This window comes from Nocardioides sp. P4_G10 (assembly GCF_056401175.1).
The window spans coordinates 251,829-268,640 of the sequence record NZ_JBFUJV010000003.1 but is presented as its reverse complement, the minus strand read 5'-3'; the positions used below and the strand labels follow the sequence as shown (position 1 = coordinate 268,640).

The window sequence follows — 16,812 nt, the reverse complement described above, 5'->3', positions numbered from 1 at the left end:
CCCGGCCGGCCCGGTCACCAGTCGGTGGCCGAGCGGGCGGCGAGCAGGCGGCGGAACGACTCGACCCGGTCGGGGTCGGCCTCGCCTGCCTCGATCGCCTCGTCGAGCCCGCACTCCGGCTCGTCGCTGCCGTGGGTGCAGCCGCGGGGGCACGTCTCGGTCATCTCGTCGAGGTCGGGGAACGCCTCGATGAGGTTCTCCGGCCGCACGTGGGCGAGCCCGAACGACCTGATGCCCGGAGTGTCGATGATCCAGCCGGCTGCCTCGGGCAGCTCGAGGAGGTAGGCGCTCGTCGAAGTGTGGCGACCGCGTCCGGTGACGGCGTTGACGATCCCGACCTCGCGGTGGGCGTCGGGCACGAGCGCGTTGACGAGGGTGGACTTCCCGACGCCGCTGTGGCCGACGAGGACGCTGGTGCGCCCGTGCAGCCGCTCGCGCAGCTCGGCCAGGTCGCCGGCGCCCTCGCCCTTGAGCTGGGTGACGACCCAGGGCACCCCCAGCGAGCGGTAGGTCGACAGCAATGTCTCGGGGTCGGCGAGGTCGGCCTTGGTGAGGCACAGCAGCGGCGCCATCCCGGCGTCGTACGCCGCCACGAGCGCGCGGTCGATCAGGCGCGGGCGCGGCTCGGGATCGGCCAGCGCGGTCACCACGACCAGCTGGTCGGCGTTGGAGACGATCACCCGCTCGACCGGGTCGTCGTCGTCGGCCGTGCGGCGCAGCGTGGTGGTGCGGGGGACCACCTCGACGATCCGGGCGAGCGACCCGTCGTCGCCGCTGGTGTCACCGACCACGCGGACGTGGTCGCCGACCACGACTCCCTTGCGGCCCAGGGGACGCGACTTCATCGCCATCACCCGGTGGCCGTCGACGAGCAGGGTGAAGCGGCCGCGGTCGACGGTGACGACGCGACCCGCGACGGCGTCGTCGTAGGTCGGGCGGTCCTTGGTGCGGGGGCGGGTGCGGCGGCGTGGGCGCTCGTAGTGCTCGTGGTCGTGGTCCGAGTAGCGCCCGGTCGTCACGGGGTCGTCCCCGTCGACGCCCCGACACCGCTCGGTGTCCCGTGCACGGCCCGGCTCCACGCGCTCGCGAAGTCGGGGAAGGTCTTGGCCGTGGTGCCGATGTCCTCGACGAGCACGTCGTCGACGGCGAGCCCGAGGATGACGCCAGCGTGGGCCATGCGGTGGTCGGCGTAGGTGCGGAACGAGCCGCCGTGCAGGGTCGCCGGCCGGATCGTGAGCCCGTCCTCGCGCTCGATGACGTCGGCCCCCAGCCGGCCGAGCTCGGTGGCCAGCGCGGTGATGCGGTCGGTCTCGTGGCCGCGGATGTGCGCGACCCCCCGGAGGTGGGAGGGGGAGTCGGCCAGGGCGCAGAGTGCGGCGACCCCCGGGGTCAGCTCGCCCACGTCGTGCAGGTCGAGGTCGATCCCGGACAGCCGCGGCGGTCCCACCACGGTGAGGCTCCCGTCGGCCAGGCTCACCTCGCAGCCCATGAGGGTGAGGATCTCGCGCAGCTCGTCGCCGGGCTGCGTGGTGGCGGCGGGCCAGTCGGTGACGGTGACCCGACCGCCGGTGGCGGCCGCTAGTGCGAGGAACGGGGCCGCGTTGGACAGGTCGGGCTCGATGTCGTGGTCGACGGCCCGCACCGGGCCGGGCGCGACCGACCAGCGGTTGGCGTCGCTGTCGTCGACATCGACCCCGTGCTGGCGGAGCATCTGCACCGTCATCTCGATGTGGGGGAGCGACGGCACCGGCTTGCCGACGTGGCGCACGTCGACGCCGTGGTCGTAGCGGGCGCCCGCGAGCAGCAGCGCCGAGACGAACTGCGATGAGGCGCTGGCGTCGATGGTGACAGTGCCTCCGGGCACGGAGCCCGTGCCGTGCACGGCGAAGGGGAGCGCGCCCCGGCCGCCGTCGTCGACCCGGACGCCGAGCGCGCCCAGAGCGGTCAGCATCTGGCCGACCGGGCGCAGCCGCATGTGGGGGTCGCCGTCGAAGCGGACCGTGCCGTCCGCCAGCCCGACGACCGGCGGGACGAAGCGCATCACTGTGCCGGCGAGTCCGCAGTCGACGTCGGCGTCGCGGTCCCAGGCGGCGGGCGTGACCGCCCAGTCCCCGGAGCCGGTGTCGTCGATGCCCGTGCCGAGCGAGGTGAGGGCGGCGGCCATGAGCAGCGTGTCGCGCGAGCGCAGGGGACGTCGTAGGACGCTCGGGCCGTCGGAGATCGCGGCCAGCACGAGGGCGCGGTTGGTCAGGGACTTGCTGCCGGGCAGCGAGACGACCCGGTCGACGGCGTCGGTGGGGCGCGGGGCCGGCCAGAGGTCACTCACCCGCGCACCCTATCGAGGTCAGGTCAGCTGGGCCTTGGCGAGCTTGGCCTCGCGGCGGGCGGTCTTGGCGACCTGCTTGGCCTCGCGGCGCACGTCGGTGGCGGCGCGGCGGGCCCGCCACGCCAGGCCGGGCTTGCCCTCGGTGTCGACCGCGGCGAGGAGCAGGCCGCCGAGGACGGAGGTGTTCTTGTAGAACTGCAGGCGCTGGGCGTTCTTGGCCTGGGGGTCGGTCTCGTTCCAGAAGGCGTGTCCGGCGAGGGTCGTCGGCACGAGGGAGGCCGCCAGCACGGTCGCGCTGAGACGCGGAGCGCGGCCCGTGGCCAGCGCGGCGGCGGCCAGGATCTGGGCGCCGGCGTTGATCCGGACCAGCGTGGCCGGATCGGTGGGGATCGGGGCCCTGGGCACGGCCTGCTGGGCGACCGGCACGACCTTGTCGGTCAGCTTCTTCGCCTTCGCCGCGTGACCCTCCGTGTTGCGGAGGGCGTTGATGCCGCCCGCGACGAAGATCGTGGCCAGCATGGGACGTGCGAGCAACCGGGTGATCGTCATGCGTCCTTGTCTACACGATGTGCGGGGAGGGCGCTCCGTCCACAGGGGTGCTGCCCCGGGTCGGGACCGCCGGGCGGTCAGCCGAGGGCCGCGCGCCAGGTGTTGTTGCCGCTGTCGGCGTCGCTCCCGGGCGGGGACAGCGTCGCCACCACGGCGCCGCCCTGGGGGACGACCACCTCGACGGTGACGGACGCGTCGCCGGAGACCTGGCAGGTGGCGACCGTCCTGACGGCGGTGCACCGACCGTCGGCGGTGCGGACGACCTGGGCGTCGATGCCCTCGATCCGCAGCTGGGCGGTCGTCCCGCCGAGGCCCGCCACCCGCACCACGACGACGTACGTCGGACGTGCCCCGCCGACCGTCCCGGACACCGACGCGTCGGCGGGCGGAGGCGTCGGGCTCGGGTCCTGGGTGGGGTTGGTCGTCGGGTTGGACGTCGGGTTGGACGTCGGGTTCGAGGTCGGGTTCGAGGTCGGGTTCGAGGTCGGGTTCGACGTCGGGTTCGACGTCGGGTTGGACGTCGGGTGCGAGGTCGGGTTGGAGGTCGGGTTGGACGTCGGGTGCGAGGTCGGGTTGGAGGTCGGGTTGGACGTGGGGTTGTGGGTGGCGGGGTCGGAGCCSGGGGTGACGTCGACGTCACCCGGCGGGAGGACGCGCGCCGGCGGGCCGTTTCGGAGCCGCAGGCTCCTCGGCGACCGGTCGCCGTTGGTCGAGGAGGCGTCTCCGCCGGCGCTCGTCGTGGAGCTGTCCGAGGTCGCAGCACGTGTCGGTGCGGCGGTGGGGGTGGTGGGGCCTCGCAGCCCGAGGGCGATCCCGCCGGCGACGACGACGGTGCTCACCGCCACCCCCGCGACCGCGGCGACACCGGCGTTGCCGGTCAGGAGGTCGCGGACGCGGCCCAGCACCACTCCGATGCCGACCGGCGCAGCGGCGGTCACGGCGGTGGCGCCGAGGTAGGCGGTCGCGACGCCACCGAGGAGCAGCGGGGCGAGAAGGGCGCCGAGGTTGGAGTTGACCTCGGTGAGCTCGAGGTAGATCGCCATGCACGAGCGACACTCCTCGAGGTGGTGCTCGACCTTCGTCGCGTCGCGACGTGACGACGCACCACGGACGTAGGCCCCGAGCTGGCCGTGGGTCCACCGGCAGGAGTCCTCGTCGAGCTCCGCGGCGTGCTGGGTCAGGAAGGCCTGGCGGAGTCCCTCGCGGGCGCGGTAGGCGAGCGCGGAGACCGAGTTGGCGCTCATCCCGAGCATCGGCGCGATGTCCGCGGGCTTGTCCCCCTCCACCTCGGTGTGCCACAGCACGAGCTGCCAGCGCTCGGGGAGGCTCGCGAACGCAGCTGCGGCTGCGGCGCTCTCGAAGCCCTCGACGGCCGTGTCGCGGAACGGCACGCCCGGGTCGAAGGCCTCCATGTCGTCGGTCGTGTGCAGCCGGGACCCGGCCCGGAAGCGGTCGACCTGGAGCCGCCGCACCGCGGTCAGCAGGTAGGCGCGGAAGGCGAGGTCGGGGCCGCCGCCGCGCTGGAGCACCCCCAGCACCTTGACGAACGCCTCGGACACGAGGTCCTCGGCGTCCCCCCCGGGGACGAGCTGGCGCGCGAGGCGACGGGCCGCGTCGACGTGGCGCTCGAAGAGCGTGCCGTAGGCATCGAGGTCCCCGCCGCGCACCGCCGAGATCAGCTCGGCGTCGCTGGGCGCCTCGACGCTGGTGGTCACGCTCATGGTTGGACGCTCATGTTGGACGCTTCCGGGAACCCCACCCGACGGTCGTCGGTCCATCCGACTGTATCCCCGCCGGGGCGTCGACGGCCCCGGAAAGTGAAGAAACGGAAACGTCGGTCAGGTCCGCGTCATGGGTCGTCATGAGCCCCGTCACATCCATAGAGCATGGCTGGAACTTGGCCAGAGCATGACCTGGGGGACCCGGGAGGGGGTATGCCGTGAAGATCTTCGCCACGCTGGGGCGTCGACTCGCGGCTGCCGATCCTGGGGTGAGCGAGCCGGAGCCCACCGTCGAGCGGTCGGGGTTGCCGCACCGGTTCGAGGCTGTCGGAGAAGCGCTCACCTCAGGATCGGACGTCATCGACGTCTGTTCCGTCGCGGGCCAGGAGCTGGCACGCGACGGGGCGTCCGTCGAGGAGACGCTCGCCGGGCTGCGTGCCACGTGGCGGGGGGTGACCGGCGGCGATCCGTCGTACGACGTCGTCACGGCGCTGCTCACGGCGTGGAGCGAGACCACGCTGGGCTACCTCAACCAGCTCTCCTGCGAGGACCCGCTCACCGGGCTGTCCAGCCAGGCCCACCTGCGCAGCCGGCTCTCCGAGCTCTACCGCCTCGGGGGTGCCGGGACGGACAGCGGCATCGGCGGCTACGCGCTCGTGGTCTTCGAGATGCCGTCGGGCGACCCGTCCGACGAGCCCGGCGACCACTTCACCCGCGCGATGCGCGTCGCGCGGTCCGGCGAGCTGGCGCGCACGGCGTTCGCCCGCGACGAGACGGTCGCGCGCCTCGGCATGCACCGGGTGGGGATCCTGACCCGGCGCGACGACCACCTCGGACGGCGGGTCCGGGTGCTGCGCACCCTGCTCGACGGCACCGAGCCGCACGGCCTGGTGCGGGTGTGGATCGAGGGGCTCCCGTCCACGGACGCGGTGGCCGGCATGCTGCTCGACGAGCTGGCCCGCGGCTGAGCCGACCCCGGCGCCGGGCTCCCCTAGGGTGGGTCCTGTGTGCGGTCGCTATGCCTCGTCCCGGAACGCGGACGACCTCGTCGAGGAGTTCGAGGTCGTCGACACCCGGATCGCTGGGCCACTGGCGGCCGACTACAACGTCGCGCCGACCAAGGAGGTCTACGCCGTCGTCGAGCGCCCGCCGTCGCGGGAGTCGGGGCGGGACGCGACCGAGCCCCCGCAGCGCCAGCTCCGCGTCCTGACCTGGGGGCTCGTGCCGTCGTGGGCCAAGGATCCCTCGATCGGCAACCGGATGATCAACGCCCGGATGGAGACCGTCGCGGAGAAGCCCGCCTACCGCAAGGCCTTCGCCACGCGGCGGGCGCTGCTGCCGGCCGACGGCTACTTCGAGTGGTACCCGACGTCGCGCACCAACGCCAAGGGAAAGCCGGTCAAGCAGCCGTTCTTCATCCGCCCCAAGGACGGCGGCGTGCTCGCGATGGCCGGGCTCTACGAGATCTGGCGCGACCCGACGAGAGCCGAGGACGACCCCGCCCGGTTCCGCTGGACCTGCACGGTGCTCACGACGCAGGCCGAGGACTCGCTCGGCCACATCCACGACCGGATGCCGCTGATGGTCGAGCGCGAGCGCTGGCACGAGTGGCTCGACCCGACCACGCCCGGTGACACCTCGCTCCTCGTGCCCGCGGCCCCGGGTCGCCTCGAGGCCTACGCCGTGCCCACGCTGGTCAGCAACGTGCGCAACAACGGACCCGAGCTGGTCGAGCCGCTGCCCCTGGAGGACGTCGAGTGAAGAAGGCTTCTGTCCGTACGGTCGCCACGCCCCACGGTGAGGGCCGGCTGCACACGCGTCGTGCCACGAGCCCGATGGCGACGATGCTGCTGAGCCACGGCGCCGGCGGGGGCGTGGACGCCCGGGACCTGTGGGCACTGGCCGACGCCCTGCCCGCCCAGGGCGTCTCGGTCGTCCTCTTCGAGCAGCCGTGGCGGGTCGCGGGCCGCAAGATCGCGACCGCCCCGCCGACCCTCGACGCCGCCCTCCGGTGCGCGGCCGACGTGATGCGCGTGCGTACGCCCCTCGTCGTGGGCGGCCGGTCCGCGGGCGCCCGCTCCGCGGCTCGTACGGCGCGCACGCTGGGCGCCTCGGGATGCCTGGCCCTGTCCTTCCCGCTGCACGCGCCGGGCAAGACCGAGCCGACCAGGATGCCGGAGCTGCAGGGCGTCGGTCTGCCGACGCTCGTGGTGCAGGGGGAGCGCGACCCGATGGGGCGCCCCGAGGAGTTCCCCGGCGACCTCGACGGGCTCGACGTGGTGGTGATCCCGGGCGGCGACCACGGCCTCAAGGTGCCCGCGCGGGGCGAGGTGAGCCAGGACGAGGCGATGGGGATCGTCGTCGAGTCGACGCTGGAATGGCTGGTCCGCGAGGTCGTCGGGAATCCCCGGCGGGGGTGAGGTGTTGAGGCCAGTGTGACTGCACTGACCCTCGATCGACCCACGGCGGTACTGTGGGAGGCGATGACTGAATCGCTCCGGGACGAGATGTCCCCACCTGCAGAGCTCGCCGTCGAGGACGAGACCTCCGACCAGCGCTCCGCGCGCTTCGAGCGTGACGCGCTTCCCTTCCTCGACCAGCTCTACGGCGCGGCGATGCGGATGACCCGCAACCCCGCCGACGCCGAGGACCTCGTGCAGGAGACGTTCGCGAAGGCCTACAGCGCCTTCCACCAGTTCAAGCCCGGCACCAACCTCAAGGCCTGGCTCTACCGGATCCTGACGAACACCTACATCAACTCCTACCGCAAGAAGCAGCGCCAGCCGCAGCAGTCGATGTCCGAGGACGTCGAGGACTGGCAGCTCGCCCGCGCGGAGTCGCATTCCTCGACCGGTCTCCGGTCCGCGGAGATGGAGGCGCTCGAGCACCTGCCCGACTCCGAGGTGAAGGACGCGCTGCAGCGCCTGCCCGAGGAGTTCCGCCTCGCGGTCTACCTCGCCGACGTCGAGGGGTTCCCCTACAAGGAGATCGCCGAGATCATGGACACCCCGATCGGCACCGTGATGTCGCGCCTGCACCGCGGCCGCCGCCAGCTTCGCGACATGCTCGCCGACTACGTGCGGGCCAACGACCTGCTGCCGGCGTCCACCGTGCCCGGCCAGGGAGAGGGGAACGAGTCGTGAGCAGCCACGAGCACGGCATGGAGGACGGCAAGGAAGACTGCGTCGACTACATCGAGCGCATCGTCTACTTCATCGACAACGAGCTCGACCAGGCCGACTGCGCCGTCGTCGAGATGCACCTGCGCGAGTGCGGTCCGTGCCTCGAGCGCCACGACCTCCAGAAGGCCGTCAAGCAGCTCGTCGCCCGCTCCTGCTCCGAGTCGGCGCCGGAGTCCCTGCGCGACCGCGTACGCCTGCAGCTCCGCGAGGTGCGGGTGCAGATCACCGAGGGCAACGCCTGAGCCTCGGCTCGACCCGATTGGCCGCCTCCGGGCGGATTTGAGACACTGCTCCGAGCACCGACTCCAGGAGGACCACCATGGGCAAGACCGGACGCAAGCGCCGCGCTCGCAAGAAGAAGGGCGCGAACCACGGCAAGCGCCCCAACGCCTGACGCGCACCCGCGCCGTCATCTCGTAGAAGTCCCCGCCACGGCGGGGACTTTTGCATGTCCGGGCCCCCCACCTGCCGCCTTGTACGTTGACCCGATGAGCGAGAAGAGCATGCGGGAGCGGATGCTGGCGGGGGAGCCCTACATCTCGGACGACCCGGTCCTGGCCCAGGAGTCGCAGCGCGCCCAGGGGCTCGCTCACCGGATCAACACCATGGACCCCAACGACGCGAGCGGTCGGCGCGCGCTGCTCGAGGAGCTGCTGGGCGGCTTCGGCGAGCACAGCGAGGTCCGGCCGCCCCTCCAGTGCGACTACGGCTACCAGACGACGATCGGCGCCCGCACCTTCGTCAACTGGGGCGTGACCTTCCTCGACGTCGCCGCGATCACGATCGGTGACGACGTCCAGATCGGCCCGAACGTGCAGCTGCTCACGGCGACCCACCCGCTCGAGCCCCAGCCGAGGCGCGACAAGTGGGAGGCCGCCGAGCCCATCACGATCGGCGACAACGTGTGGCTCGGTGGCGGTGTCATCGTCTGCCCCGGCGTCACCATCGGTGCCGACACCGTCGTGGGTGCGGGGTCGGTCGTCACCCGTGACCTGCCGGCCGGGGTCGTCGCCGTCGGGTCCCCGGCCCGGGTGCTCCGCGAGCTCTGACCCTGACCCCGGTCCGGCGTCCGGCTCACCCGAGCCTGGGCCGTCCCCGCCACGGCGGGGACTTTTGCATGTCCGGGGTCGACCTAGGCGAAGTAGAGCTCGACGCCGTCCTCGATCGCCTCGGCCATCGCTGTGCCCTGTTGCTCGGTCAGCCTGGTCGTGCCGGTGTGGTCGACGAGGAACGCCTGGCCGTGGGGTGTGCGCCAGAGGTGCCGCCCGGGCCCGACGACGCGGGTGGTGAACCCGCCGTGGGTCTTGGTGCGGTGGTGGCGCCGGCGTAGGGGGCCGGAGTTGTGGGGGCCGGTCTGGCCGGGTGGGCCGGTGTCGTCGTAGGGGATGGCGTGGTCGTAGTCGACGCCGTCGCGGGTGGCCGAGCGTGGGGTGTAGGGGAAGCAGTCGCCGCCTGTCTGCACCCAGGCGTGGTCCTTGACCACCTCGGGGTGCTTGTAGGCGTCGACGCGACGACGCATCCGCAGGTCGAGGACCGGGGTGAGGGTGACGTCGGCATTGCCGAGGACCTCGTGGAGCTGTCGTACGTCGATGGGGCCGACACCTTCGACCCGGGCGACCCCCTGCCCGGTGTGGAGGGCGTCGTCGGTGAGGTGGACGAAGAGTCGTCCGCGGCCGCGGAGCCTCGCCAGCTTGCGGGCGGGGAGTGAACAGAGCCGGTCCACGGTGTCGGCCAGGTGGTCGGGTGCCCACGCGGGCTGCTCAGGCTCACCGGAGTCCGTGCCTGCACCATCGTTGGTGTGCTCGAGGAGCAGCTTGAGGAGGTCGACCGGCCGGGCGAGCCAGCCCATCGCGAGGGAGCGGAGCTCGTCGTGGTTGTGGTCGTGACCCATCGTCTCGGCGAGGATCTCGGCCACGCGCTCGACCATGGCGTCGATCCAGGCGGCGTCGCCGGCGGTGACGCGGGCGATGATGTGGCGGTAGCCGAACTCGTCGGTGCGGGAGAGGCGGACGTAGCGCTCGTGGCGGGACCGCTCGCGCTCGGCGCGGTGGGTCTCGGGATCGGCCTCGATGACCTTGGACCGAGCGATCTCGAGGACCGTCGACGGGGCGTGGCCGCCGATCGCCTTCGCCACGGCGCGGTCCACGCGGTCGACATGCTCGGACAGCAGCGCACGGGAGATGACGGCCACCTTGCGCGCCACCCACGGCTCGCAGTCGCCAGCCTCGACGATCGCCCAGGTGAGCGGCAGGCGGTGGGCCAGGTCGAGCCCGTCGGCGATGAGGGCGCGGGCCGTGGCGGGGTGGGTCTCGCGCGACATGGCCAGCTCAGGGATGGCGTGCTCGCGGACCGGGGGAGTGCCGTCACCGCCGGGCGTCACCATGGGATCGCGGACATCGCGCGGGTGACCGCTGACGACGGCCCACTGGATCGCGAGCCGGATCTCCTCCACCTCCGCCAGGCGGCGAGACCGGAGCGCCCCGGCAGCCAGCTCCAGCAGCTCCCTCGCCGATGCCTCATCGGCCGCCTGTGGCGGCTGGTGGGGGAGGAGGGAGTTGGGCATGGCTCATTCTATCGAACACGTATTCGATCGACAATGAGTTGCGGCAACCGTTTGGAGAGACTTCCTGACGGTGAGGCATGAGCGGCAGAATGCTGCTACATGCAGGCCCACCGTTGTCGCCACGTGAGGTGCGACCAGGCCACAAAAGCCGACCTCCAATCGATGCCCAATCCGACCTCCATGCCCTTAAGGCAAGCGCAGCAGGTCGACGTGGGCGTCGCTCCACTCGACGTACGGCGTAGGCGAGATCAGCTTCATCGATGACGCCGTACCCGGCTTGATCGTCACCGAGCCGACGAGCTCCCCGACGTTCTGATCACCGTCGAACAGGTCGACCGTCACCATCACGTCCTGAAACGCGTCCGTCGGGTTCTCCACGCTGATGGTCTCGTCGAACCGCCCGTCGTCCGTCGTGGACACCTCCAGGTCGTCGAAGCCGGAGTCCGTCCCCGTGACGCTGCTCGGTCCACCGCTAAGCACTCGCGGGATGGGTACCGGCTCGCGGCCGGTGAAGCCCGACCACGCGATGTAGGAGCTGACGACACGGGTGCAGAACACTAACCCGGCGAACGTTCTCTTCAGACGCTTCATCAGTCGAGACGTCAGTACGCCTTGTTCGCGCCGTAGGAGGCCTGCTCGTACGTGAACCCCTCAAACACCAGCTGATCGATCAGACCTGACAGTGAGAAGCTCGAGTAGTCGAGGTAGTCCTTCGCGGACGCCGCTGCCTGCTCGTTCCAGTTGACCTTCAGGTAATCGACGGCAAACGTCGCGTCGGCGGTGGCGTACCCCTCGAACTCCAGCTGGTCGATCAGGCCGGTGCGCGAGAACGCGGTGTAGTCGAGGTAATCCGCTGCGGTGTCGAGGGCGTTGGACATGGCGGGGGTGATCTTCGAGCGGGTCGGGTCGGCAGGGAAAACGTCCTCGGAATTGGCGACCTTGTCACCGTCGGAGTCCTTGCTGTAGCGCTCGTCGCTCGGGAAGTCATCGATGGCGTCGGCGACGCCGTCGCGGTCGGCATCCTTGCTGTACTCAGCGTTCTTCGGGAAGGCGTCCTTGTAGTCGGGGACGCCGTCCTTGTCGGTGTCGACGTCGTCCTCGGTCTGGACCTTCTTGTCCGCCGGCGCGAAGTCCTCGTCGTCCGTCACGCCGTCGCCGTCGGTGTCCACCGGCTCGGTCTCGGTCGCGGGCTCGACCTCGGACTCGGTGTCGGCCGACGTCGTGGGTGAGGACGAGGCAGCTGCCGCGGGCTTCTTGGCGGCATCCGCCGGCTCCTCGTCCGGGGCGAAGCTTCCGAGGACCGCGAGGGCGACCACCACGGCGGCGGCGATTGCCCACCAACGGAAGTACCAAGGCTTCTTCGTCTTCCCTGCGTCTCCACCGTTTGGGGCACCGAACTGCGCCGCGGATGGACCGGAGGCGGACCCGGCGAACGGCATCGGCATGGTTTGGTCGGTCCAGCTCTGGCCGTCCCACCACCGCAGCTGTGCGTTGTTCGTCTGGTCCTGGAACCATCCAGGTGCAGGTGTGTTCGTAGACATGGTGACGTCCCCCGGGATGCTGACTTGGAGGTGCGGACCCACCCGCACGCTGAGGCTGTCAGGATCACATTGACAATCGGTGCCCGTCCTCGAATTGCGCAACCTCGCCTGATTTGGTCACTTCCTGCATGAGCGGCGCAATGGGCTATGTCGGGCTGACATCCATGCGTGCAGCAGACGCGGGTGCTAGCCGAGAAATTGGACGTCAGCGCTCCGGTTCGAGTCACACCTTGAGGCCGTGACCAACTCCCGAGGGCTACTCGGGCTTGGTGACATCGGAGAACGCGAACACGAACGTGGGCGACTCGACGCCACCGACGTCGGTGAGTGACATCTCTCCGACGCAGTCCTGGTCGTCCGGAACGAACGTGCCGCTGAACTTGACGAGGTCGCCGTTCTCCAGCGATGCGACCTGGTTGTAGATCGGTGAGTCGCGGGTGATGAGGGACGACGCGCCGTCCAGGGCGTCGGAGAACCCGTTGTTCCATGTCCCGACTGCGATGCGGTCGTCGAGTTCTACCTCGAGGGTGCCGGAGTCTCCGCCCAAGGTGGTGTCGACATCGCTGACGGTGCCGTACCACCCCCGCACGTTCAGGCCTTTAGGCAACATGCTGCAGATGGCGTTGTTGCGGGTTTCGCGTAGCTCCACGACGCGCATCTCGTTGGCGCCTTCGGCGCCATCCTTGGCTACCTGCACCGCCTCGACGAACTTCGCCTGGTCGTCGGGGAACGAGTCCGCAGGATCTGGCTCGAACGCCCCTAGGACGAGCACGCCCAGAACCGCGGCACCACCGGCGATCCACCCCCAGAGCTTGCTGCCCTGCTTGGGCTCCGTCGGCTGCACGTAGGTCGGCACGTCTTGAAGTGGGTGCGTGGAACCGGGTGCGCTAACGGCCGGTGAGTCCACATGGCCTGGCGCTGCCGGCGGAGGCTTGGGTTGCTGGAATGGAACCCATTGCTGCCCGTCCCACCAGAACTGCCCGTCCGGACTGACCGGCGGAGGCTGCGGAGGCTGCGGAGGCGTAGTCACGCGCATACATCAACACACGATGGCGACGGTAGTGCGGAGAACGGCAATTCCTTCCAGAGGTTATGGGTGCGTTGGGCCAGCGCGTCCGCTCGCTGTCCAGTCGGCTGTGACCCCGGCAGTCGATGCTCCCCCGACGACCCTCACCCACGAAACGACTTGATGGCGTTGCTCAGTGTCCTACCTGGAGGCTGCGGTGGCTTTGGTGGAACAGCTCGACAATTCCACGATCGCGGCCGTGTCGTTGTGTGAGGGTACTGAGCTCAGGGTCGGCATGACGCGGTAGTGGACCTCACGAACGGCCCGCGGAACAAGGACGACCTAACGGCTCTGCTCTTGGCCTCCCGCGGTGTGGCTCTGCGAGAGCTCGGTTACCTCACCGCGTCGCATCGGGCGTTCGAAGAGGTACTCAGGTCCGATTCCCGCGACACAGCATCCGCCACTCACCCTGATGGGACGGGTTAAGTTGTATCTCGCCGAGAACCGACGCAGCACAGCCAAGAAGGAGTTCGAGCGGGTCCCCGCTGAGGACGCCGCCACCCCTGGCGTTCAGGAGCTCCCGGCAGTCACTCAACCCTGAGAACCGGCACCATGCGAAAGGGTGAACGCGGCGGTTTGACGCGTCCGAGGCACCCGAGAAGACGCGACGCGCAGGACCAAATCGTCAGCGCGGCGCGGACGACTCCTCGGCCTTTGTCGCATCGTTCTTGGTCGCGCTGAGCTGCCAGGCAGCGCCCACGACCCACGCCACTCCGCCGAACAGGGTGAGGTAGAGGCCGATGGCTGCTGCACCGTTCATATCCATCAGGCCGATCAATGCAACCACCGCGGCGAGGACAAGAAGTGCGATTTGAGACTTCTTCCCTGCAACTTTCTGCTCCCCGATAAAGCCCGTCGTCAACGCAAGCACGACGCCCCCAGCGATCGCGAGAACAAGCGTGATGACTCCGTCACCCTCGATCCCGCTCACACCCATTCCAAAGATGGACACCCAAGGCAGGAAGGCTGCTAACGCTACGACGAGGATGGAGACTGTCGAGATGCGCTGAGGGGTCGACAGACGCGAAAAGTTCATGCATTGACCGTAGGCGTACCTACTCCTGCCCGCGGTGCTTTGTCGGAATGCGTAGGGGATCTCGGCTGGACGCTCCGACCTGCGACCGGTAGCGGTGGAAGAACGTGGTCGAGCTATAAGGCAACTTGAGCCAAACCGTCGATCGCCGTACAACACCAAGTGTGGCGTCATACGGTGACCGCCGACCTGTCACAGCTGCAAGGAGCCTCCGTGTCCCGTTCGATCCAACGACTCACTGGCGTTGCCGTGACGATGGCCGTCCTCTCCATAGCGGTCGCCGGGTGTGGCGGTGATCGTCAGGAGAGAGCCATCACGGTCGACCCCCAGAAGAGCAGCACCGCTGACCTCACCCAGGAGGCCGAGAGCCCTGAAGCCCCCGAGGACTCTGCGGGCGACCAGTTGAGCAAGGCCCAGATCGGGAAAGCCCTCTTGAGCGTGTCGGACCTTCCCGCAGGCTGGACCGCCACCCCCGGGGAGGACGACGAGGAGACCGAGGACACGGTGTCCCCGCCCAAGTGCAAGGACGTGCTCGATGCGCTCGACGACACGTCGACGGACGCCGCCGCCGAGGGCGAGGCGAACTTCAACAAGGGTGGCCCCTTCGGCACGATCTTGTCCCAGACCATCTCCAGCTACGACGAAACCGTTGACTCCAGCAGGGTCCAGGAGATCGCGGACGCGTTCTCCGACTGCCCGAATTTCAGCAGCACAGACTCGGACGGAGAGGTCAGCAAGGTGACGGTCTCCCCAATGTCCTTCGGCAACCTCGGTGACCAGACGCTCGCCTTCGCAATGACCCTCGAATCCTCGATGTTCACGGTCTCGGTGAACGTGGCCTACGTGGTCGTCGGCCACAACGTCGTGTCAATGGTCAACGGCGGACTCGCTGGTGCCGACGGTGCCCAGCTTGAGAAGCTCGCGAAGCAGGCAATCACGAAGCTCGAGAAGACCGTCGGCTGACGCTTGGTCGGTGTGTGGGCCGGTTCTCGGTACGCCGATCCGCTGCGCCGCTGCTGAGGTCTCGTGAGCTGCGGGTCCTCGGCTTCGTGGCCATGAGCGTGCTCGGCGCTGACGAGCTTGGTCTAAGGGGTATCGCGGCGGAGTGATGCGGTTGTCTTTGGCCTTTGGCTGTCGGGCACTGCTTGAGCCCGTAATCTCGGGCGGACATGTGGACCTAGGGGGTCGAGGTTGAGTCAGCTTGTCGCGTACTACGACGAGAGTCCTGTTCTGCTCAAGGGACAAGTTGAGATGCTGCAGTCGCCCGTGGCGGCGGCTGCGGGCTCGCGTTCCGTCGAAGGTGCGATCCGAACATCGCTCGTTTACGTCGAGGTTGCGAGCGAGGCTGGTCCGTTCCTCGTTCCCTTTGGAGAGTACGACGAATGGTCTCTCCGTGACCGATACAACGAGGCCATTCGGATCATGAACACCCTCGGCGCCTCCGAGATCACTTGTGAGACATATGGCGAGGTCACCGTTCGGCGCTCAGCCCGCGCGAGAGTAATGGGTCGTGGCGGCGAACTGACGCAGCAGCGCATCGAGAACAGCGGGTTCGACTTCCGGCACAGTGGCGCAGGCAGCGCGCCGCGTGATCCACGGCCCTTACGCTGGCCGGACGAGCCCGGATTCGCCGCCGCAGTGAGCAGTGTTCTGGAAAACGGTGCTACTGAAGTGGTCATCAACATTCGAAGCAATCGCACCCACGCTATCGATGGCGATCTTGGAGTTGAGCTGAAAAAGGTCGGCTTTGACCTTGGCGGTCAGTCACAGCGTTCTGGCGCGACTAGCTTGCACATCCGCGCGAGCTTCCCAGCAAGCCGCAGAGGCTGGAGGTAGCGCTGCTCGTCTACGTGCGAGTTACGCGCACACGCCGCATGGCGGATTCGCGGCGAAATGCCGCACGTCGACAGGTGCGCCTGGGCGGAGTCCGTCGTGCTTAGCTCCGGTGTTCGTCAGCGGAGCGGGCATAGACGCGTGCGACGATGCTGCAGTGGTCCGACTGGTCAGCTGGAATATGTGCGACCGCCCACCCGGCACATCTACGAAGTGGGAGTTCCTGCGAGCCACTCTTGAAGCCGACGTGGCGCTCGTCCAAGAGGCGGTTGTGCCGTCCGCAGTGTCGGGCAGTTGGCGTGCCAGCGGCATTGCAGGCCGAGACGGGAAAGAACGTCCCTGGGGATCGGCCGTCGTAGCACTGTCGGAGAATGTTCGTGTGACACCCGTGGGCCTCGCGGAAGGACATTGGCGTGGACGGCGCCTCGGCTTGGCCCCGATCGACTCGGTCTCACGCGGACACGTCGCCATCGGCCTTGTGGAAACGGCGGAGCAGAGCTTCACCGCGATCAGTGCCTATGGACTCATGGAGTTCGGGTACGCGTCAGGCACGATCCTGCGTGTGCTGGCCGACTTAGAACCTCTCTTGGACGATCCCTTGCTCGGGTCATCTGTGATCCTGGCCGGCGACTGGAACATCGGAACCTGGTGGTCCGGCCCCGACCGGAAGTACGCGCAGCGCGAGGAAGCCGTTCTGGCGTTGCTGACGGCGTACGGACTTGAGGACGTACTTGCCGGGGGTCTTGATCTGGCCAGGGGCCGCCTTGATGGCTGCCCGTGCGAGTACGGTGACCGATGTCGACACACATGGACCTATCGCAAGGATGATCGCGAGGTCGCGTATCAAGATGACTACGTCTTCGCGACGCCCGGGCTGGTCTCGACAGCATCGGTCCCGAAAGTTTGGGACTGGCGCCAGGGTTTGAGCGATCACGCTCCCCTGGTCGTCGATCTCAAGCGTTAGGACCCACGGCCTCAGTCGTCTTCGCGGCGGGATG

General features: G+C 69.2%; 19 protein-coding genes and 1 pseudogene. 10 read left to right on the top strand and 10 right to left on the bottom strand.

Going from position 1 to position 16,812, the window contains the following annotated elements:
- Window positions 1-14: 14 nt before the first annotated feature.
- The 4 genes from rsgA to AC1DP1_RS06815 all read right to left on the bottom strand — a co-directional run bounded on the left by rsgA (window position 15) and on the right by AC1DP1_RS06815 (window position 4,596).
- Window positions 15-1,019, bottom strand: a complete 1,005-nt coding sequence (gene rsgA, locus AC1DP1_RS06830; protein WP_477506218.1) for a ribosome small subunit-dependent GTPase A — start codon at window positions 1,017-1,019, stop codon at window positions 15-17.
- Window positions 1,016-2,326, bottom strand: a complete 1,311-nt coding sequence (aroA, locus tag AC1DP1_RS06825) for a 3-phosphoshikimate 1-carboxyvinyltransferase (RefSeq protein ID WP_477506217.1) — start codon at window positions 2,324-2,326, stop codon at window positions 1,016-1,018. Before aroA ends, rsgA begins: the two co-directional genes overlap by 4 nt.
- Before the next feature lie 18 nt (window positions 2,327-2,344).
- Window positions 2,345-2,875: a DoxX family membrane protein gene (locus AC1DP1_RS06820; protein ID WP_477506216.1), complete on the bottom strand. Its 531-nt coding sequence runs from the start codon at window positions 2,873-2,875 to the stop codon at window positions 2,345-2,347.
- Between the two features lie 77 nt (window positions 2,876-2,952).
- Complete coding sequence (locus AC1DP1_RS06815; protein WP_477506215.1) at window positions 2,953-4,596, bottom strand: sigma-70 family RNA polymerase sigma factor; 1,644 nt, start codon at window positions 4,594-4,596, stop codon at window positions 2,953-2,955.
- Between the two features lie 218 nt (window positions 4,597-4,814).
- Here AC1DP1_RS06815 and AC1DP1_RS06810 point away from each other — a divergent pair, with 218 nt between their 5' ends.
- The 7 genes from AC1DP1_RS06810 to AC1DP1_RS06780 all read left to right on the top strand — a co-directional run bounded on the left by AC1DP1_RS06810 (window position 4,815) and on the right by AC1DP1_RS06780 (window position 8,827).
- Window positions 4,815-5,564: a hypothetical protein gene (locus AC1DP1_RS06810; RefSeq protein WP_477506214.1), complete on the top strand. Its 750-nt coding sequence runs from the start codon at window positions 4,815-4,817 to the stop codon at window positions 5,562-5,564.
- Window positions 5,565-5,601: 37 nt separating this feature from the next.
- Entirely contained in the window at window positions 5,602-6,357 is a 756-nt protein-coding gene (locus AC1DP1_RS06805) for an SOS response-associated peptidase (protein WP_477506213.1), read from the top strand.
- The gene (locus AC1DP1_RS06800) at window positions 6,354-7,016 is read left to right on the top strand and encodes an alpha/beta hydrolase family protein (protein WP_457187669.1); all 663 of its coding nucleotides are present in this window, start codon (window positions 6,354-6,356) and stop codon (window positions 7,014-7,016) included. Before AC1DP1_RS06805 ends, AC1DP1_RS06800 begins: the two co-directional genes overlap by 4 nt.
- 63 nt (window positions 7,017-7,079) lie before the next feature.
- The gene (locus AC1DP1_RS06795) at window positions 7,080-7,739 is read left to right on the top strand and encodes a sigma-70 family RNA polymerase sigma factor (protein ID WP_477506212.1); all 660 of its coding nucleotides are present in this window, start codon (window positions 7,080-7,082) and stop codon (window positions 7,737-7,739) included.
- Window positions 7,736-8,020, top strand: a complete 285-nt coding sequence (rsrA, locus tag AC1DP1_RS06790) for a mycothiol system anti-sigma-R factor (RefSeq protein WP_457187667.1) — start codon at window positions 7,736-7,738, stop codon at window positions 8,018-8,020. The genes AC1DP1_RS06795 and rsrA overlap by 4 nt, the downstream gene beginning before the upstream one ends.
- 77 nt (window positions 8,021-8,097) lie before the next feature.
- Window positions 8,098-8,172: a 50S ribosomal protein bL37 gene (locus tag AC1DP1_RS06785; protein WP_369759046.1), complete on the top strand. Its 75-nt coding sequence runs from the start codon at window positions 8,098-8,100 to the stop codon at window positions 8,170-8,172.
- A 94-nt stretch (window positions 8,173-8,266) separates the two neighbouring features.
- Window positions 8,267-8,827, top strand: a complete 561-nt coding sequence (locus tag AC1DP1_RS06780; protein WP_457187665.1) for a sugar O-acetyltransferase — start codon at window positions 8,267-8,269, stop codon at window positions 8,825-8,827.
- Window positions 8,828-8,910: 83 nt separating this feature from the next.
- Here the strand turns inward: AC1DP1_RS06780 and AC1DP1_RS06775 are convergent, their stop codons facing one another.
- From AC1DP1_RS06775 to AC1DP1_RS06750, 6 genes and pseudogenes are all read right to left on the bottom strand, one after another.
- Window positions 8,911-10,341, bottom strand: a complete 1,431-nt coding sequence (locus AC1DP1_RS06775; RefSeq protein ID WP_477506211.1) for a hypothetical protein — start codon at window positions 10,339-10,341, stop codon at window positions 8,911-8,913.
- A gap of 186 nt (window positions 10,342-10,527) precedes the next feature.
- A complete protein-coding gene (locus AC1DP1_RS06770) occupies window positions 10,528-10,932 on the bottom strand; it encodes a hypothetical protein (protein ID WP_477506210.1) in 405 nt (134 codons plus the stop codon).
- An 11-nt stretch (window positions 10,933-10,943) separates the two neighbouring features.
- Window positions 10,944-11,786: an Ltp family lipoprotein gene (locus tag AC1DP1_RS06765; RefSeq protein WP_477506269.1), complete on the bottom strand. Its 843-nt coding sequence runs from the start codon at window positions 11,784-11,786 to the stop codon at window positions 10,944-10,946.
- Window positions 11,787-11,882, bottom strand: a pseudogene (locus AC1DP1_RS06760) (DUF2510 domain-containing protein); the annotation flags it as partial.
- 256 nt (window positions 11,883-12,138) lie between these two features.
- Complete coding sequence (locus tag AC1DP1_RS06755; protein WP_477506209.1) at window positions 12,139-12,738, bottom strand: hypothetical protein; 600 nt, start codon at window positions 12,736-12,738, stop codon at window positions 12,139-12,141.
- 835 nt (window positions 12,739-13,573) lie between these two features.
- Window positions 13,574-13,984 carry a hypothetical protein gene (locus tag AC1DP1_RS06750; protein ID WP_477506208.1) on the bottom strand — a complete coding sequence of 137 codons (411 nt, stop codon included), beginning with the start codon at window positions 13,982-13,984 and terminating at the stop codon, window positions 13,574-13,576.
- 210 nt (window positions 13,985-14,194) lie between these two features.
- On the opposite strand from AC1DP1_RS06750, the gene AC1DP1_RS06745 reads away from it, so the two are divergent.
- From AC1DP1_RS06745 to AC1DP1_RS06735, 3 genes are all read left to right on the top strand, one after another.
- Window positions 14,195-14,944, top strand: a complete 750-nt coding sequence (locus AC1DP1_RS06745; protein ID WP_477506207.1) for a hypothetical protein — start codon at window positions 14,195-14,197, stop codon at window positions 14,942-14,944.
- A 228-nt stretch (window positions 14,945-15,172) separates the two neighbouring features.
- Window positions 15,173-15,817: a hypothetical protein gene (locus tag AC1DP1_RS06740; RefSeq protein WP_477506206.1), complete on the top strand. Its 645-nt coding sequence runs from the start codon at window positions 15,173-15,175 to the stop codon at window positions 15,815-15,817.
- A gap of 376 nt (window positions 15,818-16,193) precedes the next feature.
- The gene (locus AC1DP1_RS06735; RefSeq protein WP_477506205.1) at window positions 16,194-16,778 is read left to right on the top strand and encodes an endonuclease/exonuclease/phosphatase family protein; all 585 of its coding nucleotides are present in this window, start codon (window positions 16,194-16,196) and stop codon (window positions 16,776-16,778) included.
- Window positions 16,779-16,812: the final 34 nt, after the last annotated feature.

Excerpts from the sequence above, each read along its gene's own strand:
- AC1DP1_RS06820 (WP_477506216.1), bottom strand. The coding sequence starts at position 2,875 with ATGACGATCACCCGGTTGCTCGCACGTCCCATGCTGGCCACGATCTTC.
- AC1DP1_RS06795 (WP_477506212.1), top strand. The coding sequence starts at position 7,080 with ATGACTGAATCGCTCCGGGACGAGATGTCCCCACCTGCAGAGCTCGCC.
- AC1DP1_RS06780 (WP_457187665.1), top strand. The coding sequence starts at position 8,267 with ATGAGCGAGAAGAGCATGCGGGAGCGGATGCTGGCGGGGGAGCCCTAC.
- AC1DP1_RS06775 (WP_477506211.1), bottom strand. The coding sequence starts at position 10,341 with ATGCCCAACTCCCTCCTCCCCCACCAGCCGCCACAGGCGGCCGATGAG.
- AC1DP1_RS06770 (WP_477506210.1), bottom strand. The coding sequence starts at position 10,932 with ATGAAGCGTCTGAAGAGAACGTTCGCCGGGTTAGTGTTCTGCACCCGT.
- AC1DP1_RS06765 (WP_477506269.1), bottom strand. The coding sequence starts at position 11,786 with ATGCCGATGCCGTTCGCCGGGTCCGCCTCCGGTCCATCCGCGGCGCAG.
- AC1DP1_RS06750 (WP_477506208.1), bottom strand. The coding sequence starts at position 13,984 with ATGAACTTTTCGCGTCTGTCGACCCCTCAGCGCATCTCGACAGTCTCC.